Annotated in this window: 23 protein-coding genes and 1 pseudogene; 15 read left to right on the forward strand and 9 right to left on the reverse strand. The window is 70.3% G+C overall.

Annotation, left to right across the window (positions count from 1 at the left end):
- Positions 1-50 precede the first annotated feature (50 nt).
- From G569_RS63000 to G569_RS0126170, 3 genes and pseudogenes are all read right to left on the reverse strand, one after another.
- Positions 51-239, reverse strand: coding sequence for a hypothetical protein (locus G569_RS63000; protein WP_028065630.1), 189 nt, complete (start codon positions 237-239; stop codon positions 51-53).
- Positions 240-339: 100 nt separating this feature from the next.
- Positions 340-459: pseudogene (locus tag G569_RS63005) on the reverse strand (IS630 family transposase); the annotation flags it as partial.
- 191 nt (positions 460-650) lie between these two features.
- The gene (locus G569_RS0126170; RefSeq protein ID WP_037499241.1) at positions 651-971 is read right to left on the reverse strand and encodes an EthD family reductase; all 321 of its coding nucleotides are present in this window, start codon (positions 969-971) and stop codon (positions 651-653) included.
- A 338-nt stretch (positions 972-1,309) separates the two neighbouring features.
- Between G569_RS0126170 and G569_RS0126175 the strand changes: the two genes are divergently transcribed.
- Positions 1,310-1,504 (forward strand): hypothetical protein, encoded by a 195-nt coding sequence (locus G569_RS0126175; protein WP_028065632.1) that lies wholly within the window; start codon positions 1,310-1,312, stop codon positions 1,502-1,504.
- 244 nt (positions 1,505-1,748) lie between these two features.
- Here G569_RS0126175 and G569_RS51650 read toward each other — a convergent pair whose 3' ends face one another.
- The 4 genes from G569_RS51650 to G569_RS58925 all read right to left on the reverse strand — a co-directional run bounded on the left by G569_RS51650 (position 1,749) and on the right by G569_RS58925 (position 6,890).
- Complete coding sequence (locus G569_RS51650; protein ID WP_169542241.1) at positions 1,749-4,247, reverse strand: glycoside hydrolase family 3 C-terminal domain-containing protein; 2,499 nt, start codon at positions 4,245-4,247, stop codon at positions 1,749-1,751.
- A gap of 507 nt (positions 4,248-4,754) precedes the next feature.
- Positions 4,755-4,955: a hypothetical protein gene (locus G569_RS0126185; RefSeq protein WP_028065633.1), complete on the reverse strand. Its 201-nt coding sequence runs from the start codon at positions 4,953-4,955 to the stop codon at positions 4,755-4,757.
- Positions 4,956-5,065: 110 nt separating this feature from the next.
- Complete coding sequence (locus G569_RS0126190; RefSeq protein ID WP_028065634.1) at positions 5,066-6,283, reverse strand: hypothetical protein; 1,218 nt, start codon at positions 6,281-6,283, stop codon at positions 5,066-5,068.
- 220 nt (positions 6,284-6,503) lie between these two features.
- Positions 6,504-6,890 carry an IS110 family transposase gene (locus G569_RS58925; RefSeq protein ID WP_053226998.1) on the reverse strand — a complete coding sequence of 129 codons (387 nt, stop codon included), beginning with the start codon at positions 6,888-6,890 and terminating at the stop codon, positions 6,504-6,506.
- Positions 6,891-7,731: 841 nt separating this feature from the next.
- On the opposite strand from G569_RS58925, the gene G569_RS0126205 reads away from it, so the two are divergent.
- The 6 genes from G569_RS0126205 (at position 7,732) to G569_RS0126230 (ending at position 13,231) form a co-directional block, all read left to right on the forward strand.
- Positions 7,732-9,078 (forward strand): glycoside hydrolase family 5 protein, encoded by a 1,347-nt coding sequence (locus G569_RS0126205; protein ID WP_037499244.1) that lies wholly within the window; start codon positions 7,732-7,734, stop codon positions 9,076-9,078.
- Position 9,079: 1 nt separating this feature from the next.
- Positions 9,080-10,177 carry a zinc-binding dehydrogenase gene (locus G569_RS0126210; RefSeq protein WP_028065636.1) on the forward strand — a complete coding sequence of 366 codons (1,098 nt, stop codon included), beginning with the start codon at positions 9,080-9,082 and terminating at the stop codon, positions 10,175-10,177.
- Positions 10,174-10,944: an SDR family NAD(P)-dependent oxidoreductase gene (locus G569_RS0126215; RefSeq protein WP_028065637.1), complete on the forward strand. Its 771-nt coding sequence runs from the start codon at positions 10,174-10,176 to the stop codon at positions 10,942-10,944. The genes G569_RS0126210 and G569_RS0126215 overlap by 4 nt, the downstream gene beginning before the upstream one ends.
- A 309-nt stretch (positions 10,945-11,253) precedes the next feature.
- Positions 11,254-11,748: an MBL fold metallo-hydrolase gene (locus G569_RS63010; protein WP_211233079.1), complete on the forward strand. Its 495-nt coding sequence runs from the start codon at positions 11,254-11,256 to the stop codon at positions 11,746-11,748.
- Positions 11,745-12,233: a nucleotidyl transferase AbiEii/AbiGii toxin family protein gene (locus tag G569_RS58930; protein ID WP_028065639.1), complete on the forward strand. Its 489-nt coding sequence runs from the start codon at positions 11,745-11,747 to the stop codon at positions 12,231-12,233. Before G569_RS63010 ends, G569_RS58930 begins: the two co-directional genes overlap by 4 nt.
- Positions 12,234-12,649: 416 nt before the next feature.
- Entirely contained in the window at positions 12,650-13,231 is a 582-nt protein-coding gene (locus tag G569_RS0126230; RefSeq protein ID WP_028065640.1) for a hypothetical protein, read from the forward strand.
- A gap of 32 nt (positions 13,232-13,263) precedes the next feature.
- Here the strand turns inward: G569_RS0126230 and G569_RS64050 are convergent, their stop codons facing one another.
- Positions 13,264-14,121, reverse strand: coding sequence for a phage major capsid protein (locus G569_RS64050; RefSeq protein ID WP_169542242.1), 858 nt, complete (start codon positions 14,119-14,121; stop codon positions 13,264-13,266).
- Between the two features lie 72 nt (positions 14,122-14,193).
- Here G569_RS64050 and G569_RS0126240 point away from each other — a divergent pair, with 72 nt between their 5' ends.
- Positions 14,194-15,069: a tyrosine-type recombinase/integrase gene (locus tag G569_RS0126240; RefSeq protein WP_037499248.1), complete on the forward strand. Its 876-nt coding sequence runs from the start codon at positions 14,194-14,196 to the stop codon at positions 15,067-15,069.
- 404 nt (positions 15,070-15,473) lie between these two features.
- On the opposite strand, the gene G569_RS0126245 is transcribed toward G569_RS0126240, so the two are convergent.
- On the reverse strand, positions 15,474-16,862 hold the full coding sequence (locus G569_RS0126245; protein ID WP_028065643.1) for an alpha/beta hydrolase: 1,389 nt from the start codon (positions 16,860-16,862) through the stop codon (positions 15,474-15,476).
- Between the two features lie 214 nt (positions 16,863-17,076).
- Between G569_RS0126245 and G569_RS0126250 the strand changes: the two genes are divergently transcribed.
- Genes G569_RS0126250 through G569_RS0126280 form a run of 7 tightly spaced genes read left to right on the forward strand, consistent with a single transcriptional unit; the run spans position 17,077 to position 24,234 of the window.
- A complete protein-coding gene (locus tag G569_RS0126250; protein ID WP_211233080.1) occupies positions 17,077-18,087 on the forward strand; it encodes a zinc-dependent alcohol dehydrogenase in 1,011 nt (336 codons plus the stop codon).
- A gap of 3 nt (positions 18,088-18,090) precedes the next feature.
- Positions 18,091-18,489, forward strand: a complete 399-nt coding sequence (locus tag G569_RS0126255; RefSeq protein WP_028065645.1) for a 6-pyruvoyl trahydropterin synthase family protein — start codon at positions 18,091-18,093, stop codon at positions 18,487-18,489.
- Positions 18,486-19,553, forward strand: coding sequence for a glycosyltransferase family 4 protein (locus G569_RS0126260; protein ID WP_028065646.1), 1,068 nt, complete (start codon positions 18,486-18,488; stop codon positions 19,551-19,553). Before G569_RS0126255 ends, G569_RS0126260 begins: the two co-directional genes overlap by 4 nt.
- Positions 19,547-20,476: a lysylphosphatidylglycerol synthase transmembrane domain-containing protein gene (locus tag G569_RS51665; protein ID WP_037499285.1), complete on the forward strand. Its 930-nt coding sequence runs from the start codon at positions 19,547-19,549 to the stop codon at positions 20,474-20,476. Before G569_RS0126260 ends, G569_RS51665 begins: the two co-directional genes overlap by 7 nt.
- Positions 20,469-21,158, forward strand: coding sequence for a RibD family protein (locus tag G569_RS0126270; protein ID WP_028065647.1), 690 nt, complete (start codon positions 20,469-20,471; stop codon positions 21,156-21,158). The genes G569_RS51665 and G569_RS0126270 overlap by 8 nt, the downstream gene beginning before the upstream one ends.
- Complete coding sequence (locus G569_RS0126275) at positions 21,155-23,476, forward strand: CDP-alcohol phosphatidyltransferase family protein (RefSeq protein ID WP_028065648.1); 2,322 nt, start codon at positions 21,155-21,157, stop codon at positions 23,474-23,476. Before G569_RS0126270 ends, G569_RS0126275 begins: the two co-directional genes overlap by 4 nt.
- On the forward strand, positions 23,473-24,234 hold the full coding sequence (locus tag G569_RS0126280) for a class I SAM-dependent methyltransferase (protein WP_211233082.1): 762 nt from the start codon (positions 23,473-23,475) through the stop codon (positions 24,232-24,234). The genes G569_RS0126275 and G569_RS0126280 overlap by 4 nt, the downstream gene beginning before the upstream one ends.
- The last annotated feature ends 2 nt before the right edge of the window (positions 24,235-24,236 follow it).

Consider the following 24,236-nt stretch of genomic DNA (forward strand, 5'->3'; position numbering starts at 1 on the left):
TACGTAGGCCGAGCGCATCGCTCAACGTGCGGTCCGGACGAGCTCAAAGGTCACCTCGACGTCCGCGAGCCGGGGCGCCGGAATACCCATAGCTGGCGGCCATCGAGCAGGACCGTGGTCCGCTCGGCTGGCTTCAGATCACGATGAAGCCAGCCCACGAGGATCTCGCCGACCGCATCACCACTCGAAAGGATCTGGCGACGTTTCTCGACGTCCTGACCGCGGGTGGAATCGAACACGACTCACAGTGAGAGAATCTGCAGATCTTCGACATGCTCGAAGCGATGCCGCGCGGCTACTACGAGTAAGGCGCGGAGGTCGCGATTTCGTGGCGGCGGTCGAGCGGTGCGCACCGCGCTGCAGCGGCTTGGTCGTCCGCTCGGCAAACCGGCGCTCGACGGGGTTCAGCCACGAGCTCGAGGTCGGCGTGAAGTGCAGCACGAACCGCGGGTGCGCTTCCGGGCACCGTTGGCTCGCCGGGGTCTTGCGCGAGCGCCGAGTGATCGGTCGCCGCAGTCACGGTACACGCGGGCACCTACCGCGCTCCCAGGGGCACCGAGTTCCTCGACGTCGTGCGTATGGGGGTCTATTGCCGTCTCGACCGCACCCGCGCGCAGGACGGCCGCGCATGGCGCACCGTCGACGCAGTTTCAACTGGTGATGACCGCGATGTGGTCGACGGTGTACATCTCGAAGCGCCCGATGAATTTGTCGTTGTCTTCGGCGATGGCAACCATCTGCGCGCTGCCGAGGAATGTCTCGAAGTCCTCAACGGAGTCGAACGTCATCAAGGTGAATGCGTCCGGCGTTCGGTCGTCGGCGTCGGGTCCCGGCTGGACCGGGAAGATGTCGTACTGCCGCAGCTTCGGGAGCTCGCGGGCCATCGGGACGTGGACGTCGCGATAGTGCGTCAGGAACTCGTTGAACGTGAGCTCTGGCTTGCGGTAGATGGCGAACAGCACTTGATGCATCGGGTCTCCTGTGGTCTGTCACAGACCATTGATGGGTTTTCCGCAGGAACGCGGGCGGCGGCCGTCCAGCGGGCAAAAGACCGCCAAGTGCTGACAGCGGTGGGATCGGCGTTGTCGGCGTGACCGCGAGCGCATCCGGCAGAGAGGCGGCTGACTCCCGCGCCGCCGAAGCGTTGATGTCGTCCACGACGACCTCGACCCCCTCGACCTCATCGTCTTGACTATGCCCATGAACCGAACTCACGTCAAATGCCTTTGGCCGCGGGATCGATCGCGCCTATGAGCGACGACCGAGGTCAGGCTGCAAGTCTGCTCGCCCACGAGGTCGTTGCGTCGATGTGGTCAAGCGCAACCGCCGCTTCGCCGAGGCCGCGCTCCGGTCTTGGACGCCGGTGTTCACGCACGGCGAGCTGCACCTGATCGGCGTGTGGCGGTCATGGCGGTGCCTGGTGGCCATTCGCTGGCTCTTCGAGGACGGGTACGGCGCGCCGGCGCACTGCCCCGAGGTCGCGGTGTCGCGATCGCTGTCCTGAATGGGGCCGAGTGCGTCACCTCCTCAACGGCGGCGGCACCTTCAAGCCGCCGGTGGCGTTGGGAGGAACGAAACCGTCGAGAACCGATACATCTGCCGCGCTGCCCGCTGGCGCGATCGCTGTACCGATCGTTCGCGTTCGCCGCGGTGGGGTTCTACCCCGGGACTGGACGCGGGCTGGATGATCGTGGCGAGGCTCGGCGCCGGGGGTCCGGCGCCGGGCCTGCACGGTTGATCGGGGTTGGTCAGTGGATGCGGACGTCATCGCTGGCGGGCAGGGAGCGGGAGGAGTTGCCGACGTAGATGCGGTAGGTGCCGTCGTGCAGCACAAAGCCGCTATCGGGGTTGTCCCAGGCGGCCAGCGATTCGAGGCCTACGTCGAGGTTGACCTTCCGGCTCTCGCCGGCCGCGAGGCTGACCTTGGTGTAGGCCTTGAGCTGGCGCGGCGGCTCCTTCGCGGAGGCCGGGGATTGCACATAGAGCTGGACGACCTCGGCGCCCGCCCGCTGACCAGTGTTGGTCACGGTCACCGTCGCCTTGAGTTGGTCCTTGTGCTCGTTCACGTTGAGGTGGCTGAACCGGAACGTGGTGTAGGACAGCCCGTAGCCGAAGGGGAACAGCGGCTGCTGTGCCATCGCGTCGTACCAGCGGTAGCCGATGAGGATGCCCTCGGCGTAGTAGACGTCGTCGCCGTCCCCGGGGTACTCGACGGTGGGGAGGGCCGGCCGTTGGCTGTCGCTCGTCGGGAAGGTCACCGGCAGCTTGCCGGACGGGTTGACGTCCCCGAACAGCACCTGGGCCAGCGCGGTGCCCGAGGTCTGACCGGGGTACCAGGCCTCCACGACGGCGCCGACCTGGTTGAGCCAGGGCATCGTGACCGCGCTGGAGGTGTTGAGCACCACCACCGTGCGCGGGTTGGCGCCGGCCACCGCGGAGATCAGCTTGTCCTGGTCGGCGGGCAGGGCGAGCGTGCTGCGGTCCATGCCCTCGCTGGCCGGCGCGGACACCACGACAACGGCCACGTCGGCGGCGTGCGCCGCGGTCGCGGCCTGCGCGATCATCAGATCCTCCTGCGGCTGCCAGCCGAGGTGCAGCCCGGGGGTGATCGCGAACGCGTCGACCGTGACCAGGGTGCCCTGGAACGGCGTGATCTCGACCCGGATCGAATGTGCGCCCGCGCCCAGATGGATCAACCCGTTCGCAACGGGCTCATGGAACGGCGCGTAGTTGACCACCGGCGTGCCGTCGATCCACACGCTGACGAACCCGCCGCCGGACAGCGAGAACCGGTAATCGCCGGTCGCGGGCGCCGTGAGCGTGCCGCTGTAGCGGCCCGACCAGACCGCCTGCCCGGCGACGGCGGCCGGGACGCCGGTGTAGTCCAGGTTCGGCACCGTGCCGGTGGCGAGCGGCGGGCCGGACAGGTCGCTGCTCGCGTAGTAGGTCACCGCCAGGCCGCTGTCGAAGGCGCTCGCCGGGACGGCGGGCAGCGGGCCGGCCACACCGAGGGTGCCCCGGGCGTGGGTGACCTGGACGCCGCCGCCGGCGCGGGCGGTGATGCCGGCCAGCGGGGTGACGATCGTCTGCAACGGCAGCACGGCCGCCGACCCGCCGGCGGCGGTCTGCGGGTTCTCGCTGGCGGCGTCGCCGATGACGGCGATCGACCGCACCGAGCGCGTGCTCAGCGGCAGCAACGAGTTTGCGTTCTTGAGCAGGACGGTCCCGTCGGCCGCGATCTTGGTCGAGAGGGCGAGGTGCGCCGGCGTGCTCACCACCGCGTCCTTGACCGTCGCCGGGTTGGGCAGCGGGTGGTCGAACAACCCGATCCGGAACATCGCGGTCAGGATGTGCGTGACCATCCCGTCCAGCGTCGCCTGTGACACCGAACCGTTGAGCACGGCGGTCTTGAGCTTGCTGGCGAAGAACGACGGCCAGATCTGGTCGATGAAGTTGGGGTTGGTCTCGCTGCTCACCCCGGGCATCTCGAGGTCGAGCCCGGCTCGCGCGGACTTCACGGTGCTGTGCACCGCTCCCCAGTCCGACATCACGAGGCCGTCGAACCCCCACGCATCTCGCAGCGCGTCGGTCAGCTCCTGCCCGTTCTCGCAGGCGTAGGTGCCGTTGATCCGGTTATAGGAACACATGACCGCACCGACGCCGGCGTCCTGGACGGCCATCTTGAAGGCGGGATCGTAGATCTCGTGCAACGCGCGCTGGCCGGCCACCACGTTGATGTGGCTGCGCAGCACCTCCTGGTTGTTGGCCACGAAATGCTTGACCGTGGCGATCACGTGCTGGCTTTGCGCGCCCTCGATCTCAGCCGCCGCCTGGCTCCCGGTCAGGTACGGGTCCTCGCTGAAGGTCTCCGGGGCGCGGCCCCACAGCGGCAGCCGCAGGATGTTCACTGTGGGCATCAGCGCGATGTTGTGGCCCTTTCCCGCCTGCTCGGCGCCGTAGGCGCTGCCATACGCGGAGGCCAGCCCGGTGTCCCACGTCGAAGCGAGGGCCGACGTGTCGGCCCACTGGGTGACCCCGGTCGAGCCGTTGCCCACCCCGACCGGGGAGTCCGCCAGATAGAGCGCGGGGATGCCGAGCCGGGTGTTGGCCGGCACGACCCCGGCGAAGCCGGCGGCGTTCAACGGCAGCGGATAGCCCGCCCCGTGCACCATCGCGATCTTCTCATCCAGCGTCATCTGCGCGACGAGCAGCGCAGCCCGCTGCTGTGGAGCAAGCCCAGTGCGCATCCACGCACTCGCCTTGGCGCCTCGGCCCGCACCGACACTCCGAGCGGGCGACGCGGCCGGGGCCGCGACGAGTGTTGCCCCGCTGAGCGCAAGCGCGCCGAGGACAACGACCGACTTGACCTTCATGGTGGCTCCTTCAACCGAGGGACCGCACCGCGCCAGGCCAGCACATCAACGCCGCGACGGCGCGTTCGACCACTTGTGCCTTCGCGATCACGATACGCCCCGCTCGCTACCCGGACAACCGCGCGAACCGCAAGGTCTCCGACACTACGGTGGCCTCGATCCCAGCAGGCGCCGCTCTCATCCAGGTGCGATCGCCAACACTCGCTGCGGCGCTAACGAGGTTGAACGGTCCCGCGTCTATGCCGCGTCGAACCAAATTACGCCTCCGACGAGGCGAGACTCCTCGAAATCGACGGCTTCGAACGAGCCGCTTCCGCGGATTCTCAGACCCGCGAGGGATACGGAACCGTCGAGGAAAGAGACTCTGCGCGAGAGGGCCGATCAGCGGTCGTTGAGCACGCCCTCCAGCTCGGCGGCGTCCTCCTCATCGAGCTCGATGGTCATGATGTTCCACCGGTTCGGGCAGCGATGGTCGGCGTGCGGCGGATGTGGACATATCAGCCGCTCGACCTCGTCGGTGAGCTGTTCGACTCGTTGGGCGTCTTCGGTCTCGAAGTGGACCCTGATCTCATAGAGCGCCATAGGCGAGGACCGTACGCGCGGTGATACTCGCTGGCTAGCGAAATGCCCGCCTCCGTCGAGAAAGAGCACACTTGCCAGGTTGCGATCGACGCCGAGATGTGAGTGATCGGTCAGCGGGTGATCGTCACCGAGCGGCGCACCGCGGAGCTCGTCCCGCGCACCGAGACCCTGAGCGTGACGCGGACACGGCGCGTGTGCGCCAGCGCTGAGCGGACGCGGCGCGAGCCGATCGGGACCGCCACCGTCGTCGCGCGGCCGCTCTGGAGGACGCCTCCGACGTGCCCGACCCGCAGTGCACGGCGCTGGGTGCTGTCGGCTGGGAGCAGCTTCAGGCGGCGCGCCTGACGGGCCGAGATGCTCAGGTCGACACCGAGCGTGCACGTCCGCGCGCATGACAGGACCGCCCGGAACCCGCCGCGCCGGACGCTGGCGAGTGTGTTGCGCGGGAGTGTGATCAGCAGGCCGAGACCACTTGCAGAGTTCGTCGTCACTTCGAGCCGCACATCGCCCGCGACGGCGACGGAAGTACTCACCCGCAGGTAGTACGTGTGGCCCGTGAGCGCGTTGAAGGACACCGTCGACCCGAGCGCCAACCGCCGCAACGCGTTGATCGAGGCGCTGCGGGCCTCAAAGACGGTGACCATCGCGTTGAACGGGTTGTTGGCGAGTTGCACCGTGTACGGCTCACTGCGCGCCGGGTTGAGCCGGTACCAGACCGAGCCGGTGTCAGGGCCGAGGCTCGGCTCTCCGAACTCGATCGTCGAGAAGGCGAGCGGCGCGGCGTAGCTCCCGGGGCCCGGCAGGACCGCGGCGCGCGTGAACGCGTCGTTCGCCGCCGGCTCCTGCGAGACGAGCGACAGGTGGAACGTGCCCCCGTCGGGGACTCGCGTAGGCGGGCGATCCGCGCTGACCCGCAGCAGCACGCGCTCCCCGGCCGTCACGGCGAATGTCCGCCGCTCGCCGAGGCACCCGGAGTAGTCGTCGCTCGTCGTGGGCAGCGGCGTGAGCGCCCCGATCGGGCCGACGTAGACATCGAGGTGGTTGTCGAAATTCGCGTCGCACGTGTCCGCAAGCACGTTTCGGTTCGCGTCGGGAAGATAGGAGAACCAGACCGAGCGATCCAGGCCGGAGCCGTTGCTCGTCAGCGGCGCGGGCTCGTCGAGATCGAGGGTCGCCTCGGTGGTGCGCCCGGGCACGATGGCCGGCAGCGCGGGGATCGCAGTGGCACCCGCCGGCGAGTCGTTAGGCGGGGGAGCGGCGTCGGCGACGGACGGTGAGCCCACGGCCAGCAGCGCAACCACGCCAGCGACGATGAGATGATGGCGCATCGCGATCCTTTCTCTGCGGTCCTCACGATGCTCCACTGAGGAGCCGGCGCGGTCATCCGCAATCGACCGCGCGGGGACTCCGGAGTTGTCACGGATCACCCGGCGTCCGCGGCCTGGGACATGCGATGCACCAGCGACCCCTGGCCGGCCGCAGTAGCGGAATCGTCGAAACTCGACACTTTGCGGCGCCAGCATCGCTGCTCCGTTTGCTGCTCCTTTGTCAAGAGACTGCTGGGTGGGGCGTCTTGCCTTCGGCCTTCTTGCGCGCGATGAACTCGATCGTCTCGGGGTGGCAGCGGGCGCGGGTGACAGCGATGCGGTGGATGGCGGCGTTGATCTGGCGGTTGCCGCCGCGATCGAGACGGTGGCGGTCGGTTCGGCCTGAGCTGACGGGGATCGGCGCCAGGCCGGCGGCGCGGCCGAGTTTGGCGTCGCTGGCGATCTCACCGACGGGCCTGGCGGCGGTCAGCGGCCCGAACCCGGGCTCGGTGAGCAGTTGCGGCGCGACCTGGCCGACGAGCTTGGCGATCCCGGCCTCGAGCGTCTTGATGGTTTGCGAGAGCTCGCGGATGCGGCGGAGCTCGTCGCGGGCGATCCGCACACGCATCGTCTGCTCGGCGCGCGCCAGTCGCCGGGCGATGCGCGAACCCCAGTTGCCGTAGAACAGCGAACTGCCCGGCAGCCTGAGTTCGGGCCACAGGTCGTGCAGATGCCACTGCAGCGTGTTATTGAGCCCGACGCGCTGGCGGACGAGCCGTCGCAGTGGTCGACCAGCAGCCGAATGTCGAGCTCGGGGCCGGCAAGCGCAGCCGTCGGCAACGCCTCCAGGCCCTCGGCCAACGCCGCGCGCGCGTTGGCCAGCGCGTCGACGCGGTCGGACTTTCCGCGCTCGCGGCTCGAGCGCCGCGAGTTCGCCATCAGCCGCGTCGAGACCCGGATCACGCGCTCACCGCGCGCGATCAGAAACCGCTCGAACGGGCCCGAGACGTGCCGGCGTCCTCCAGCGCCCACACCCGCTCGCGATCGAGACCACGCGCCCACTGCAGCACCTGATCGAACCCGCGGGCACCGACGGCAATCGTCTTGTCCCCGAGCGCCTCACCCCTTTTGAGTCACGCCGGACATCCCGACCGGCGACGAGCGACACAACTGAAGAAGGTCAGGCCAACCGGCCGACAGCCTCAAAGAGAGTCAGCTCGCCGCCGGTCAGGACCATCTCCTCGGCGTCGGACGTCACCGACCAACCGAATCGAACCAGCAAGCCTCAGATGAGCAGCTGGAGCTTTCCCGTGACGTCGGCGTGGCATCTCCATGAGGCGTGCGGCGCTTCTGTCGGCGCCGGGTGAAACTGGTCCACCTGCGGCGGGTGAGATGTGGGCCACCGGCCGCGGGCTCGGCCGATTTGTCGGCCGTCCATCTAAAAGGCATTGGTGCACTAGGGTGCGTCGATGGCTGATCTGCTGCGAGTCCAGGGAGCTGCGATCGTCGACGAGAGCGGAGCGTCCGTGCGCCTGAAGGGCACGAACATCGGCGGCTGGCTGAACATGGAGAACTTCATCACCGGCTACTCCGGGAACGAGTCGATGATGCGCGGCGAGGTCCGGAAGGTCCTCGGCGACGACAGCTACGAGCTGTTCTTCGACCGGCTGTTGACGGCCTTCTACGGCGATGCCGACGCGGCGTTCCTGGCCGAGCTCGGACTCAACTGCGTCCGGATCCCGGTCAACTATCGGCATCTGGAGTCCGACCTGCGTCCGCTCGAGATCATCGAGGACGGTTTCCGCCACCTCGACCGGGCGGTGGAGGCCGGCGCGGCGCATGGCGTGTATTCGATCATCGATCTGCATGCGTTGCCGGGCTCGCAGAACCAGCACTGGCACTCGGACAACCCGACGCACCGGGCGCTGTTCTGGGAGCACCGTCATTTCCAGGACCGGGTCGTGAACCTGTGGGAGGCGATCGCCGACCGCTACAAGGGCAACCCGTGGGTCGCCGGGTACAACCTGATGAACGAACCGGCCGACGAGTCGCGCGCGGTCGTCGGTCCGTTCTACGAGCGTCTATCGGCCGCCATCCGGGCCGTCGATCCGGACCACATCCTGCTGTTCGACGGCAACACCTACTCGACCGAGTTCGGCTTCTTCGGCGACCCGCTCGACAATGCGATTTACACCCTGCACGACTACGTGCCGGCGGGCCTGGGACGCGCGGACCACTACGACCCCGAGGCGGCTGAGCAGAAGTTCCTCGAGCGTTCGGCGTACGCGCGCGAGACCGGCACCCCGATCTACGTGGGCGAGTTCGCGCCGATCTACACGGGCGACCCCGCCACCGACGAGGTGCGCGTGCAAATCCTCGAGGACCAGCTCGAGCGCTACCGCCGTTACGACGCCGGCTTCGCGACCTGGATGTACAAGGACCTCGGCCGCCAGGGGCTCACGTTCGCCACGCCGGACTCGCCGTACGGGCGGTTCGTCGCCGACTTCGTCGCCAAGAAGATCCGCCTCGGCGTGGACCAGTGGGGCAGCACCGGACGCGAGAATCCGGAGATCACGCAGCCGTTCCAGGACCTCGTCGAGCGCGAGGCGCCCGACTACGACCCGTATCCCTGGGGGCGCTTCGATTTCGTGCGCACGCTCGTGCTCAATCTCGCGCTCGCCCAGCCGCTGGTGCACGAGTACGCGGAGCTCTTCCGCGGGCTCGGCGATGACGACCTGCGCGCGCTGGCCGACTCGTTCGCGTTCGAGCACTGCGGCGTCCGCGAGACCCTCCGCGACCAGTTCGTGCGCAGCTGAGATGCGCGCGGCCGTCCTGCACGAGACCGGCGCGCCGCTCGCGCTCGAGGAGCTCGAGCTCGAGCCGCCGCGCGCCGGGGAGCTGCTGGTCCGGGTGGAGGCGGGCGGCGTCTGCCACAGCGACCACCACTACATGACGGGCGACCTGCGCGTCCCGCTGCCGGTGGTCGTCGGACACGAGGGCTGCGGCGTCGTGGAGGCCGTGGGGCCCGGCGTCGAGAGCGTCCAGCCGGGTGAGCGCGTGGCGCTGCTGTGGCGCCCGCGCTGCGGGCGCTGCCTCCACTGCCTGGCGGGGCAGCCCGTGATGTGCGTGCTCGGGCGCGTGCAGGCGGCGACCGGGGGCCTGCCCGATGACGGGACGACCCGGCTGCGCCTCGGCGGGCGTGAGGTGCATCACCTGATGGGCGTGTCGTGCTTCGCCGAGCGCGCGGTGGTCTCGGAGAAGTCCGTGGTCAAGGTGCCCGACGCGATCCCGTCGTCGATCGCAGCGATCACAGGCTGCGCGGTGATCACCGGCGTCGGCGCCGTCCTCAACGTCGTGGGCCAGTGCGCCGGGCGCCCGCTGCTGATCGTCGGCGCCGGCGGCGTCGGCCTCTCGGCGGTGATGGGCGCCCGGCTGGCAGGCGCCGAGCCGATCATCGTCGCCGACCTCGACGAGGCCAAGCTCGAGCGCGCCCGCGTGCTCGGCGCCACCGCGGTCGTGCACGCCGGCCGCGAGGACCTCGTCGAGGCCGTGCTCGAGGCGGTGCCCGGCGGCGTGGACTGGGCGATCGAAGCCGTCGGCCGCGCGCAGACGCTCCAGCAGGCCGTCGCCTGCGTCGGCCCCGGTGGCACCGTCGTGGCCCTCGGCATCGGACGCGTCGGAGCCACGTTCGAGGTGCCGATCAATGAGCTCGTGCAGCAGCAGAAGCGCATCGTGGGCAGCCTCTACGGTTCGGCCAATCCGCCGCTCGATCTGCCGCGCCTGTGGGCGCTGTACACGGCCGGCCGCCTCCCGCTGGACACGCTGCTGGGCGCGGAGTACCCGCTCGCAGCCGTCAACGAGGCCTACGACGCCCTCGTCTCGGGCGCGGTGGGCCGGGCGGTGCTGCGACCGTGAGCGGCCAGTTCGCCACCTACCCGAGCCTGCGCGGTCAGGTCGCCTTCGTCAGCGGCGGTGCAACAGGCCTCGGGGCGGAGTTCGTCGCCCAGCTCGCGGCGCAGGGCGTCCGTGTCGCGTTCGTCGACGTGCAGGACGACGCCGGCCAAGCGCTCGCCACGACCGTGGCCGACCTCGGCCACCCGCCGCCGTCGTATCGGCACTGCGACGTCCGCGACATCGAGGCGTTGCGGACGGCGATCGCCGAGGCGGCCGAGGAGCTCGGCCCCGTCACGATCCTGGTCAACAACGCCGCGAACGACCAGCGCCACACCGTGAGCGAGCTGACCGTCGACGAGTGGGACGAGCGGCTGAACGTCAACCTGCGCCACCACTTCTTCGCCGCCCAGGCGGTCGCGCCCATGATGCGAGCGGCCGGCCGCGGCTCGATCATCAACCTCGGCTCGATCAGCGCCCACATCGACCTCCTCGACCTGCCGGTCTACATCGCCGCCAAGTCGGCGATCGAAGGACTGACGCGCACCCTGGCGCGCGAGCTCGGCCCCGACGGCATCCGCGTGAACTGCGTGATCCCCGGGTGGATCATGACCGAGCGCCAGCTCACGCACTGGATCACCCCGGACGCCGAGGCGACGATCGAGCGCAACCAATCGCTACCGCAGAAGCTCTACCCGGCCGACGTCGCGCGCATGGTCCTCTGGCTGGCGGCGGACGACAGCCGCTCCTGCACCGCACAAATGTGGATCGTCGACGGAGGATGGATGTGATCGAGCCCTTCAGCGAGCCGATCGTTGCGCTCGAGCGCGGTTTCGCCCCTCATTGCTCCCGACTACCACCATCAACCCGACCGACGACGAGGACAAGCTGCCTCAGCGACCAGGGCCGAGCATGCCGCTGCCGTCGAAGAACACCACTTTGCTTCTGCCTCCAAAGCGCTAGCGCGTGGTCTCGCAGACCGGGGCGTCGCGACGCGCCGCGAAGGTGCGGCGCAGGAACCTCGATGGAAGGCACGCGGCCGCGAACGACCTCTGCGCCTCGAATGCGCGGCAGGTCGAGTCGGTAGATTCCGGGATTCTGTGAGCCTCGTGAAGTGTGTCGATCTTGGCGCTGTCGTGGTGGATGTGCTCTGTGACGCGGTCGCGGATCACCCGCGCGCGTTGGCTGACACGTTTCCCGGTACGCCCGCGGCCGGCTGGGACGGTGTCTCGTCTCGGTTCCCGGCGACCGTCGGCGCCGATGGTCGCTGGCGGTTCGGCACGCACGTCGTGCTGGTCCGCACCGCCGACGCATGCGTACTGATCGACACCGGCGTCGGGCCACCGGGGACGGCCGCGGCCCGTTGGTTGAACGTGGCCGGCACGCTCGACGCGGACCTCGCCGGACTCGGGGTCGGGCCGGGTGACGTTGACGTCGTCGTCCTCACTCACCTCCATCAGGACCACGTCGGTTGGCTGGTGGCGACCGGGGCAACGTCCTCGGTTCGCGCGTGCTCGGCACGTCGTCAGTGGCATCGAGTGCAAGGGCGGCGTCTCGATCGAACACCGGTAGCCGGCGACTCGAAGTTCAGTTGAGCTTCGGTGGGCGAGACTGGCAGACGCTGCAAGTGGAGATCGCAAAGCCCGAGGCCGATGAGATCCAGATGGTGCCGGTTGCGGTCGGGATCGGGGACTTCGGACTCGACGGACCAGCGGAGGTCGGCCGCCTCTCGCTTCGCTTCCAGGTGGCGCAGAAGCTCCATGCAGTGACCGAGCAGCCGCCCGGTCGTGACAATCTGCGGTTCTGGGACCTCATCGACCTGATGCTGCTCGAAGAACTGCTCGGGGGTGACCTTGCCCAGGTCCGCGAAGCCGCAGGAGCGATCTTCATCGCCCGCGGTACACACGAATGGCCGCCGGAGCTCGGGGTCCCGGAAGCGTGGCGCGAGCCCTACGCCCGCACCGCTCGTGAGGTCGGCGCCGACCTGCCGCCTGACGTCGATCAAGCCGCCGAAAGGATCCGGACGCTCATCGCGCGCATCGAGGCGTCCCGAGCGGAGTCCCGAACTGAGCACAACTGACGATGATCCAGCACACCTCAGAGCCACTAGCTCGAGTCAATGAAGCCGCAAAGACCTGCATATTGGCAACTTCTAATCCGCAGGTCGTTGGTTCGAATCCAACCGGGGGCGTTTCAAGTCCGTTGTGGCCACGACTGGACACGTCGGGCCAAAGCGAATCGGGATGGCGCATTCCGAAGCGGTTTGCGCCACTTCCGACGGCGAATTCCGCGTCGCCGCGCGAAGCCCGTTTCGGGCGTCGTGAGTCACGCCGCGAGTCACGCGCCCGGTCGTGACTCAGTGGTCGTCCGGGGCGTCTACGGTGGCCGTGCGGCGCGGGTTAGCTCCGCGCGGCCACGCCCCCGGACGTTTGCGGCGTCGCGGGGGCAACTCTTCGCCCCGAACGCGTCCGGCGCGCAAGCGATCCTCATCGGACCATGGAGCCGATCATTTGGGGCGCGCTAATCGCCGGGGGCGTGTCGTTGGTGGGTAACGCCGCGACGGTGACCGTCGCGCTATTCGGCCGTAATACACAGCGCGAACAAATCGCGTCGGCGGCGAACGTCGAAGTGGCCAAGATCGGCGCCGACAGCGCGCGCACACGCGAAGACCGCCGTGAACATGCGCGCCGCGAACGGCGCGACCTTTACGCCCGCTTCCTCACGGTGGTCAGTCGCTTGCAGGGGTACGGGGGTGACGATCCACCGCCGACCGACGAAGAACTAGATCGAACGAACCGCGAGTTCGAATCGCTGTTCAGCGAAGTCCTGTTGGCAGGCACGGACGACGTGGGCAACCAAGCGTCGGCCATCCTGGCAGCGCTGCACCGCGTGGGCGAGCATATGGACCGATTCGAAGGGGGATCGGCCGCACGCTTTCGCGCCGCCTATTGCGAGCACGATCCAGACGTGCCGTTCCCGCGCCGTGGCGATGCCGTAGTCGGGGCGAAGGGCGGGCTTCTATGGGTGATGCGCCAAGACGTGACGATGCCTCACCTTCCTGAGTCGGCAACCGACTAGGCCGGGCCGTCCGTGGCCCGACCCTTCGCGGTCTACTTCTTCGTCTCGCGCGCTGCCACGGCGGCGACGATGCAAAGCCCGTCCATGTCGCCCACGCCCACGTCGGCGCGAGCGATGACCCGAACGCCCGTGCCGTCCGCGTTGAACGCCCATTGGTCGCTGACAGCAACGCTTGCGTCTTCCCTCACGGCGACGATCACTTGGTCGCTTTGCGCGATAAGCGCCGACGCGGCGGGCACGGCGGGCGTCGGGTAGACGGCCAAGCCCGCGATGACGGGCGGCGCGCCTTGCGTCGGGTCGCCCGAGATCAGCGGCCGGTCGTTGGCGTCGGTCGCCAACTGCAAGGTCACGTAGTCGGCCGGGTTGACGTAGAGCGCGTTCGGCGCGCCGCCCGCCGTCGCGACCTTGCCGGCGGCCGTGACGATGTTCGTGTAGTCCACGGCGCCCGTCACCTTCGGCAAGCCGGGAAGCGTCAAGATGCCGGTCGGTTGGTCGTTGGCCGCGCCCGTGCCGACGAACAGCGCGCGGTCAACTTCCAGCGCCACCGAACGCATCATCTTCGTGCCGACCGCGTTCAGCGTGTTGGCGTTCGAGTCGGCCACGACTTCGTTGGAAAGCGTGACCAACGCCGCGCACTTTCTCGGCGTCAGGATGAGTTCATCGCCGGGCGGTGCGCCTTCGGCGATGGGGTCCAATTCGCCGTACCAACCGACCGTGCCGTTGCCCGTGAATCTCGGCGCGTGGACGGACTTCGCGGTCGTGCGAATTTCGGTCGCGCCGGACGCCAGAATTACGGACGCGGCGCTGAGGTTGTCCAAGACGAATTGCGACCATTCGTCGGGCGCGAACCCGGCGCCCAAGCCGCCGCTTGGAAACTCCGTGATGGGCACGGTGGCCCTTCCCTTCTTGCGAAGGAACAGGCACGCGTGTCTTGTCGGGGCGACTACGCGGGCGCCGCTGACGTGGTCAACCGGGAACGGACGAAGGCATTCGCGGACGCCTACGCGGACCGGCCGTTGCGTGCCATCGACGCGTTGGTGGTGGCCGAGTGGCTGAGAGGCGGACGCAACATCGGGACCGTGAAGTACCTGTGCACGATGTTCAACGATGCGCGTCGGCCGGAAGCCGGGACGCTCATCACGACCAACCCGTTCGCCGGACTCGGCTTGAAGCGCTCGAAGGGGCGTAAGCACGTCCAGCCGCCCGCGCCGGGCGAAGTCGCGCGGCTGACCGGCGCCGCCGACGAACTCACGCCGCCATCGTTTGCCGCATACCTGTTCACGGCGTGCTACTCCGCGATGCGACCGGGCGAGTTGGACGCGCTGACGTGGGATGACTTGGACTTCACGCCGGGCGCCGAGACGATCCGCGTCGAACGCCAGTGGAACGTGAAGGCGAAGAAGATCACGCCGCCCAAGCACGGGTCCGCGGGCACCATTGCAATGGTCGAACCGCTCCGCGACCGCCTGTTGGCGTTGCCGCGCGAATCGGAATGGGTGTTCACGACGTTGCGCGGGCACCACTACGTGCCGTCCACGCGTAGCCACCACTGGAATCGCGTCCGGTGTGGCATCGGACTCGGGGCCACGGCGCTCTACAGCGCCACGCGCCACTACTTCGCGTGGTACTTGCTGAACGTCGCCGAGTTGCCCGATCACGTTGTGGCATCACAACTACGGCACACGGACGGCGGAACCTTGGTCCGCGAGTTGTACGGGCACCCCGACGCGGCCATGGCGCGCGAGCGAATCCGCGCCGCGTTCCGCACCGTGGCGCCCGTCGTGGCGCTGCCCGTGAGTCACGAGACTAGGCACGACGCCGCGCAACGCACGGCGTAGCGCCAAACCTGTCCAACCGGGGGCGCCTCAAACGCTGCTGCAGAGCCAAAGTTGCGACGATGTAACTCTTTGTGCATCGACAATGCCAGTGGGCCCGATGGCCGTGTGCGGTCGCCGCGTCATCAAGTGAGCGACCTCGCCGACGGCTCGGCTGAATGCGAAATGATCCGCCGTCACGCACCGCACCAAGCTGATCGACGCCGGCGTCCGCCCGCACGTCGTGCGCGAGATCGGCTCCTTGGTGGCCGGCATCGACGGCGCGACTGACTGCCGATCGTCGCGCAAACGATAGTCGCGCGGCGCCGCCCGGCTGCTCCTCTTGGTCCGGAGCGAGAGTGGCGAGATTCCTCGATCCGGCACCGCGCCCTGGGGACGAGACCAACTCGCACCGTAGCTGCGCGGCGCTATTGCAAGCCCTTCAAGAACGGCACCAGCTTCTTGAGAAACGCGTTCTTGGCGGGCTCGGCCGTGTTCGGGTCGTTGTGGGCGTAGCTGCGGTGGCGGTCGACGAGAGTGAGGTTCTTGGCGGGGATCCGCGACTGCTTGGCCAGGGTCTTGGCTGCGTCGAGGCCGCGCTTGCCAAACAGCCCGGCGGCGAACGCGTAGATCTTGATGCTGCGCGGCAGGTCGTCGCCGTGTGAGGCGTGGACGTTGAGGACCTTCTGCGCCGGGTTGGCGTTCCCGGCTGCCACAGCGCCCGCGTCGATGGTCAGACGCAGCGGGTGGTACCAGGCGGTGCCGTCCAGGCCCGGCAGTCCTTGGCCGCCGAAGGCCTCGGCCATCCGTCGCAGCGGGGTTAGCTCGCCGCCGTCGTCCCAGCCGCGCGGGTCGCCGGAGGGTGCGAGGTGGCCGAGGTGTGCCTGTGCCGCGGCCAGCGAACTCGGCGAGGTCTCGGTGTCCAGCGCGTAGCCGTACTGGCCGGCGTTGGTCACTGGCACGGGTGGCACGAGACCGGCGGGCAGCAGACCGGATACCTGCGCGAGCGATGGGCCATCGGGATCCAGAAGTACGCTGACTGCGCCGGTGCTGTTGAACACGCCCGCGTATGGCGATGGGATGCCGCCGAACTGCAGCCATGGTGACGCCGTATCCAAGTCGTCCAGGCTCTTGGTTGCCGCCGCCTTGGTGGGTGGGGTCCGGCCGCTGCCTCCGTCGATGAAGACCAAGCCGGCAAGCCCGTCAGCGCCTGCTCGCCCGTGGAAGTCCCAGCTCGCGTAGGCCGTGGTGATCGCCCCGCCCAGCGAGTGGCCGCCGACGACGACCTTGCCGCCGAGCTTCTTGGCGCGTTGCACGACGCGGCGCAGGTCCTCGATCGCGGTATTCATTCCCCACTGCTTGGCGTAGGTCACCTGCGCATCCGGAATCAGCTGGAAGTGCGTCGTAATCGACTGGTCCTTGACCCAGCCCAGGTAGTAGTCGAACACCTCCTGTGTCGTGGCCTGGCCAGTCTTGGCGCGATCCAGGACGCTGTGATCCTCGAGCAGGTTCTCGCGCCGCTCGACCGCCCACACCTGCCAGCCCGGCGCCCGGTCCACCAGCGCACGTGCCAACGGCGCGAAGTACGCGGCACTCGAAGACGTACCCGGATTGAGGACGAGCACGTTCCGCGCCTTGGCCGGGCCGATCCTGAGAATGCCGACCTTGTTGTACTTGGCCGGCGTTCCGGCAACTTTCAAGCCATCGGTCCACGTCAGGTGAGACGAGCCGGCGGCATGCGCGGCCGAACCGGGCGATCCGACGAGCGAGACCACGACGGCCGACAGCGCCGCGATGCACCGTGACAGACGAGACATTCGCGCAACGCTACAAAGCGCAAAGGCGGCAAGCGCGCGCCGTGCTGTTCCTCCTTCCGCGACGTGGGATGGAGCGCCGCGGCCTGTGGATGAGCTCACAGCGGCGCTCACGGGGTGCTCACCGCGGCTCGGCGTGCGAGGATCTCGACCGAACCGATCTTCCCCCGCGCGCGTACCGACTACAGACAAGCCCTTGGCGCAGTCACCCGCAGAAGTGACGCCGTACCAAGTCGAGGAAGAGGACGTGCTCGACGACGCCCATGCGTATTGGCTCCGTGCCCCAGGGCGCGGGGAGATCGGACCCGTCGCGCTACCTGAGCCGCGGCGCGGCGATGTCGTGATCCGTACGTTGCGGTCCGGCATCAGCCGGGGCACCGAGACGCTCGTGTTCCGCGGCGGCGTGCCGCCGGATCAGCGTGCCGCGATGCGGGCGCCGTTCCAGGAGGGGGACTTCCCGGGCCCGGTCAAGTACGGCTACCTCAATGTCGGCGCTGTCGAGCAGGGGCCGCCGGAGCTGCGCGGCCGCACGGTGTTCTGTCTGTACCCGCATCAAACGAGGTACGTCGTGCCTGCCACGGCCGTGACCGTCGTGCCTGACGACGTACCGCCCGCGCGCGCCGTGCTCGCCGGGACCGTCGAGACCGCCGTCAACGCCCTGTGGGACGCGGCGCCGATGATCGGCGACCGGGTGGCGGTCGTCGGCGCAGGCATGCTGGGCTGCTGCGTCGCACGGCTGCTCGCCGGATTCCCGGCGGTCGATGTCACGCTCGTCGACGTCGACGCTTCACGGGCCGAGGTCGCGGCGGCGCTCGGCGCCGGCTTCGCGCAGCCGGACGACGCCGCCGGCGGATGCGACCTGGTCGTGCACACGAGCGCGACGCCGGCGGGGCTGCAGCGCTCGCTCGATCTGCTTGCGCCCGAAGGCACCGTCCTCGAGCTCAGCTGGTACGGCGACGCCGAGGTCCGGCTCTCGCTGGGCGGTGCGTTCCACACGGGCCGCCTCGGGCTGCGCGCCAGCCAGGTCGGGACGGTGTCCCCGGCCCGCAGCGCGCGGCGCACGACGGCCGACCGGCTGGTCCTCGCGCTCGATCTGTTGCGCGATCCCGCGTTCGACGCGATCGTGACCGGCGAGTCGCGCTTCCGCGAGCTGCCCGGCGTGATGACACGCCTGGCCGACGGCAGCCTGCCGGCGCTCTGCCACACCATCGCCTACGACGGGATCTAGCGCGTGTTCAGCGTGACCGTGCGTGACCACATGATGATCGCCCACAGCCTGCGGGGCGAGGTGTTCGGGCCCGCGCAGCGCCTGCACGGGGTGACGTACGTCGTCGACGTGACGTTCCGCCGCGCGAGCCTCGACGCCGACGGCATCGTGGTCGACATCGGCCGCGCGGCCGACGTGCTGCGCGACGTGGTGGCCGAGCTCAGCTACCGCAACCTCGACGACGAAGAGGACCTCGCGGGCATCAATACCACGACGGAAGTGCTCGCCCAGGTCGTCGCGGACCGGATCGCCGACCGCACGCAGGCCGGTGCCCTGGGCGACGGCGCCCGGGAGCTCGATGGGCTCGTCGTCACGCTGCACGAGTCCCACGTCGCGTGGGCGAGCTATGAGCGTCCGCTGTGAGCGACGTCCACGTGATCGTGCCCGACGGCATCGACGATCGAAGGTGGCCGAGCGGTGGCAACACGTACGATCGCCGGCTGTGTCAAGAGCTTGCCGCGCTCGGCTGGACGGTGCGCGAGCACCTCGTGTCCGGCGACTGGCCGCGTCGGTCCTCGGCAGGCCGCGCCGCCCTCGCGCGCGCGATCCGGAGCATCCCCGACTGCGCCGTGGTGCTTCTCGACGGGCTGATCGCGTCCGCCGATCCCGAGACGCTCGTGCCGCACGCCTCCCGGTTGCGGCAGGTCGTCCTCGTGCACATGCCGCTCGGTCATCGCCCGCCGGACGACGATGCCGACGCCGTCCGCGCGCGCGAGCGTGAGGTCCTCGCGGTGGCCGCGGCCGTGATCACGACCAGCGCGTGGTCGCGGCGCCGGCTGACCGAGCTCTACGCGCTGCCGGCCGACCGGGTGCACGTCGCCGAGCCCGGCGTCGACGCCGCCGGGCTCGTGCCGGGCAGCGCGGCCGGCCACGCGCTGCTGTGCGTCGCGGCAGTGACGCGCGACAAGGGGCACGACCTGCTGCTCGACGGGCTCGCGACGGCGACGGATCTGCCCTGGGACTGCGCGTGCGTGGGCAGCCTGGATCGGGATCCGGTGTTCGCCGACGGCGTGCGCCGTCGCGCGGTGCTCGGGGGTCTCGGCGGCCGGGTGCGTTTCGCGGGACCGCGCACCGGAGCCGAGCTCGACCGCGCGTACGCCGACGCGGACCTGCTCGTGCTCGCCTCGCGCGCCGAGACGTACGGCATGGTCGTCACGGAGGCGCTGGCGCGCGGCTTGCCGGTGCTCGCCACCGAGGTCGGCGGCCTGTCCGAAGCGCTCGGGCGCGGCGACGACGGCACCCGGCCGGGGTTGCTCGTCGCGCCCGGCGACGCGGCCGCCCTCGGCGCCGCGCTGCGGGCCTGGCTAGGCGACGCCGAGTTGCGCGGGCGCCTGCGCCGGGCTGCGCGGGAGCGACGCGCGTCGCTGCGCAGGTGGTCGGCGACGGCGTCCAACGTCGCCGGCGTGCTCGTGGGGGCGGCGTGCTGAGCGCCTCCACCCGCCGTGACGCGTGGCGGTGGGCCCGCGTCGCCGTCGCCGCCGCGACGCTCGCCGTCGTGGTCTGGCGCGTCGGCACAGGTCCGTTCCTCGACGGCCTGAACCGGGTCGATGCCGGCGCGCTGGCCGCCGCCTCCGGCCTCGCCGTGCTGACCACGGTGTGCTGCGCGTGGCGCTGGAGGATCGTGGCGCGCGGCCTCGGCGTCGACCTGCCGCTCGGGACGGCGGTGGCCGCGTACTATCGCTCGCTCTTCCTCAACGTCACGGTGCCGGGCGGGGTGGTGGGCGACGTCCACCGCGGGATCAGCCACGGCCGCGACACGCACGACGTCGGCCGTGGGCTGCGCGCCGTGGCGTGGGAGCGCGCCGCGGGTCAGGTCGTGCAGGCCGTCATCAGCGTCGCGGTGCTCCTCGTGGTGCCGTCGCCCGTGCAGGCGGCGATGCCGGTGGTCGCGCTCGCGCTCCTCGCGGCGGCGGTCGGCGTCGCGCTGGCGGTGTGCGCGCCCGCCGCCGGCCGATCGAGGTGGGCCAGGCTGCGGGCCGCCGCGGTGCGTGAGCTGCGCGCCGGCCTGCTGGCCCGGCGAGCGTGGCCGGCCATCGCACTGACGTCGGCGGTGGTCGTCCTGGGCCAAGCGTTCACCTTCATGATCGCCGCGCGGGCCGCGGGGACGACCGCCTCGCCCTCGACGATGCTGGCATTGGCGCTGCTCGTGCTGACGGCCGGTGTGCTGCCCAACGTCGGCGGCTGGGGGGCGCGCGAGGGCGTGACGGCCTGGGCGTTCGCCGCCGCCGGCCTGGGTGCGGCGCGCGGGGTCGCCGTCGCGGTCGTCTATGGCGTGATGGTGTTCAGCGCGACGCTGCCGGGCGCCGTCGTTCTCGTGGCGGCCTGGAGGAGTCGGGCCTCAAATGCCTGACCGCCCGTACACCACGTTGAGTTGCGCCGTCTCGCTCGACGGCTACCTCGGCGATCACACGCCGCGCCTCGCGCTGTCGAACGCGGACGACTTCGAGCGGGTCGACGCGCTGCGCGCGTCCTGCGACGCGATCATGGTCGGTGCCGTCACCGTGCGCTCGGACAACCCGCGGCTGCTCGTACGCTCGAAGGCCCGGCGCGCGGAGCGCGAGGCGCACGGGCGCGCGTCCTCGCCGATGAAGATCACCGTCACCGAGCGGGCCGACCTGGACGCGAACTCGAACTTCTTCAGCGCCGGCGATGTCGAGAAGCTCGTCTACACGCCGAGGGCGCGGGTGGCCGACGCCCGCGCGCGTCTCGGGGCGGCGGCCACGGTCGTGGACGGCGGCCGTCGCGTGCGGATGCGCCGGCTGAGCGAGGACCTCGCCGACCGCGGCGTGGAGCGGCTCATGGTCGAGGGCGGCGGCATCGTGCACACCCAGTTCCTGGCCGATGACCTCGTCGACGAGCTGCAGCTCGTCGTCGCGCCGCTCTTCGTCGGCGACTCGAGCGCCCCGCGCTTCGTGAGCGACGCGCGCTTCCCGTGGAACGTAGGCCGGCGCGCGACGCTCGCCGAGGTGCGCCAGATCGGCGACGTCGTGCTCCTGCGCTACGCCCTCTCACCCCGGTTCCGGGACGAATGAGCCGCGCCGCCGCGCGAGCGCGTTCCACGGCTCCCGCCGCCGGGCTGATCGTCCAGGTCGCGCTGCTCTCGGTCCTCGCCGCGACGCCGTGGCTCGGAGCGACCGGCTGGAGCGTCGGCGTCGCGTGCGCCGTGATCATGGCGGCGGCGCTGACGCGCGGTCTCGCGCGCGATCCTGATGGCCGCGTGGGGCCGGCGTCCCAGGTGACGATCGTCCGCGCCACGCTCGCCGTCGGCGTCGCCGCGCTGGCCGCGGACTCGTTCACGCAGGACACGCCGGGGGCGCTGCTCGTCGCGCTCGCCGCCGTCGCGCTCGTGCTGGACGCGGTCGACGGATGGGTGGCACGGCGGACCGGGACGGCGACCGCGCTGGGCGCGCGGTTCGACGGCGAGACCGACGCCTTCCTGATCCTCGCCCTGAGCGTCTACGTCGCGCCCGCCTACGGCGCGTGGATCCTCGCGATCGGCGCCGCGCGGTACCTGGTCCTGGCCGGCGAGTGGCTGCTGCCGTGGATGCGCCCGGTCGTGCCGCGGCGACTCTGGCGCAGGGCCGTCGCGGCGGCGGCGGGGATCGTGCTCACGGTCGCGGCCGCCGGCATCCTGCCGCGCGCCGTCACCCTGGCCCTGCTGGCCGCGGTGCTCGCCCTGCTCGCGGCGTCGATGGGCCAGTGCACGTGGTGGCTGTGGCGGCGTCGAGCTGAAGTGCCCGAGCGGCAGCGTCCGGGCCTCGCCGCGACGCTCTCGGTCGTCGCCCTGGCGCTGGTCTGGGTCGCCCTCGTCGTGCCGGACCAGCCAAGCCGCTTCACGCCCGGCGCCTTCGTGCAACTCCCGCTCGAGCTCCTCGTCCTCGTCGCCGTCGCGGTCCTGCTGCCTCCCGCGCCGCGCCGCGCGCTGGCCGTGGTCGCGGGAGCTGTGCTGAGCGTGCTCGTGCTCGCCAAGCTCCTCGACATCGGGTTCTTCACGGCGTTCGACCGGCCGTTCAAGCCGGTCGACGACTCGGGCTACGCGGGGTTCGGCATCGAGACGCTGCGGGACGCGGTCGGCGCCTGGACCGCGTACCTCCTCATCGCGGCGGTGGTCGCGCTCATCGTGGTGCTCCTCGCCTTCCCGATCCTGGCGGTGCTGCGCGTGACGCGCGTCGCGTCGCTCCACCGCGTCGCGGCGCTGCGCGCGACCGCCGCGTTGGGCGTCGTGTGGTTGGCCCTCCACGTCGCCGGCGCGCCTGCCGCCTCGACGAGCGCCGCGGCCCTGGCGGTCGACGAGGTGCAGTCCGTGCGCGCCGGCCTGCAGCAGCACTCGGTGCTCGCGCGCGAGATCGCCGACGACCGCTTCCGCGACACGCTCGGCAGCCGCCTGCTGACCGGGCTGCGCGGCAAGGACGTCCTGCTCGTGTTCGTCGAGAGCTACGGGAGGGTCGCGGTCCAGGACTCGTCCTTCTCGCCCGCCATCGACGCCGTCCTGCGCAAGGGCACCGCGCAACTGCAGGCGGAAGGATTCTCCGCGCGCAGCGCCTTCCTGACCTCGCCGACGTTCGGGGGCCTCAGCTGGCTGGCGCATTCCACCGTCCAGTCGGGGATCCGGGTCGACGGCGAGCGGTCGTACAACCAGCTCGTCGCGAACGACCGCCTCACGCTCACCTCGGCCTTCAAGCGCGCCGGCTGGCGGGCCGTCGGCGTGATGCCGGCGAATCACGGCAGGTGGCCGCAGGGCTTCAGCTACTACCACTACGACGCGATCTACGACCGCGGCAACCTCGGCTACCACGGCCCGGGCTTCGGCCTGCCCCCGATGCCCGACCAGTACACCATGCAGGCGCTGCAGAACCTCGAGCTGGCCAAGCGCCAGCGCAAGCCGCTGTTCGCCGAGATCGACCTGATCTCGAGCCACACGCCGTGGACGCGCATCCCCCGGCTGATCCCCTGGGACGAGGTCGGTGACGGCTCGGTCTTCGACCGGGTCCCGCTGGAGGAGTCCACGACGGCCTCGCTGTTCGGCGACTCCGCCCGGGCCCGCAAGGCGTACGGACTCTCGATCGAGTACTCGCTGAACACGCTCTTCTCGTTCGTGCAGCACTACGGCGACGACAACACCGTGCTCGTCGTCCTGGGCGACCATCAGCCGAACACGACGGTCAGCGGCCAGGGCGCCGACCACGACGTGCCGATCTCGGTGATCGCCCACGACCCGAAGGTGATCGACCAGATCGCCGGGTGGGACTGGCAGGACGGCATGCTGCCGAGCCCGCGCGCGCCGGTCTGGCCGATGGAAGCGTTCCGTGACCGCTTCCTCACCGCGTTCGGCTCGCAGGCGAAGCGATGAGACAGGACGAGCGCGCGCCGTTCGACCGGGCGCTGCATCGCGCGCGCGTGTCGGCGTACGCGCCCGGAGAGTTCGTCGGGCAGGAGAGCTTCATGACCGCCGGCGAGATCCGGGCGCTGGCGGGGCTCGCCGGCATCGGCCCCGGGGTCACGTTGCTGGACTTGTGTTGCGGCGTCGCGGGGCCGGGGCGCTTGATCACGCGCGAGCTGGGCTGCGGGTACGTGGGCGTCGATGCCAGCGCGAGCGCCGTCGCCCTCGCCCGAGGGCGAGCGGGCGACCTGCCCTGCCGCTTCGCGATCGCGCAGGTCCCGCCGCTTCCGTCCGGCTCGTACGACGTCGTGCTGCTACTCGAGACGATGCTCGAGTTCGAGGACAAGGACGCGCTGGTGCGCGAGATCGCCGCGGCGCTGGAGCCTGGCGGGCGCTTCGCCTTCACGCTCGAAGAAGGGCTCCCGCTCACGGCGGCCGAGCGGTCGGGGATGCCCGGCGGCGACACGATCTGGATCACCCCGCTCGACGAGATGCTCGCGGCCCTGGAGCGGTCCGCGCTCGTCGTCACGCGGCTCCACGACCACAGCCGGGCGCACCGCGCGATGGCGCACGCGCTCGCCGTCGCGTTCGCCGCGGACGCCGCGGACATCGTCGCGGCGATCGGCCGCCGCGCCCTGGAAGAGCTGCTCGCCGCCCACCGGCTGTGGGTCGAGTGGCTCGACCAAGGGCGGGTCCGGAAGCTCACGCTGGTGGCGGAGCGGGCGTAAGG

It is taken from the genome of Solirubrobacter soli DSM 22325 (assembly GCF_000423665.1).
Lineage (GTDB): Bacteria > Actinomycetota > Thermoleophilia > Solirubrobacterales > Solirubrobacteraceae > Solirubrobacter > Solirubrobacter soli.

Bases quoted from the DNA above. Each gene is read 5' to 3' on its own strand.
- G569_RS0126185 (WP_028065633.1), bottom strand. From the start codon at position 4,955: ATGGCGCTCTATGAGATCAGGGTCCACTTCGAGACCGAAGACGCCCAA.
- G569_RS0126270 (WP_028065647.1), top strand. From the start codon at position 20,469: ATGCCTGACCGCCCGTACACCACGTTGAGTTGCGCCGTCTCGCTCGAC.
- G569_RS0126245 (WP_028065643.1), bottom strand. From the start codon at position 16,862: ATGTCTCGTCTGTCACGGTGCATCGCGGCGCTGTCGGCCGTCGTGGTC.
- G569_RS0126280 (WP_211233082.1), top strand. From the start codon at position 23,473: ATGAGACAGGACGAGCGCGCGCCGTTCGACCGGGCGCTGCATCGCGCG.
- G569_RS0126230 (WP_028065640.1), top strand. From the start codon at position 12,650: ATGGAGCCGATCATTTGGGGCGCGCTAATCGCCGGGGGCGTGTCGTTG.
- G569_RS0126170 (WP_037499241.1), bottom strand. From the start codon at position 971: ATGCATCAAGTGCTGTTCGCCATCTACCGCAAGCCAGAGCTCACGTTC.
- G569_RS0126190 (WP_028065634.1), bottom strand. From the start codon at position 6,283: ATGCGCCATCATCTCATCGTCGCTGGCGTGGTTGCGCTGCTGGCCGTG.
- G569_RS51650 (WP_169542241.1), bottom strand. From the start codon at position 4,247: ATGCGCACTGGGCTTGCTCCACAGCAGCGGGCTGCGCTGCTCGTCGCG.
- G569_RS0126205 (WP_037499244.1), top strand. From the start codon at position 7,732: ATGGCTGATCTGCTGCGAGTCCAGGGAGCTGCGATCGTCGACGAGAGC.
- G569_RS0126210 (WP_028065636.1), top strand. From the start codon at position 9,080: ATGCGCGCGGCCGTCCTGCACGAGACCGGCGCGCCGCTCGCGCTCGAG.
- G569_RS58925 (WP_053226998.1), bottom strand. From the start codon at position 6,890: ATGCGTGTGCGGATCGCCCGCGACGAGCTCCGCCGCATCCGCGAGCTC.
- G569_RS0126275 (WP_028065648.1), top strand. From the start codon at position 21,155: ATGAGCCGCGCCGCCGCGCGAGCGCGTTCCACGGCTCCCGCCGCCGGG.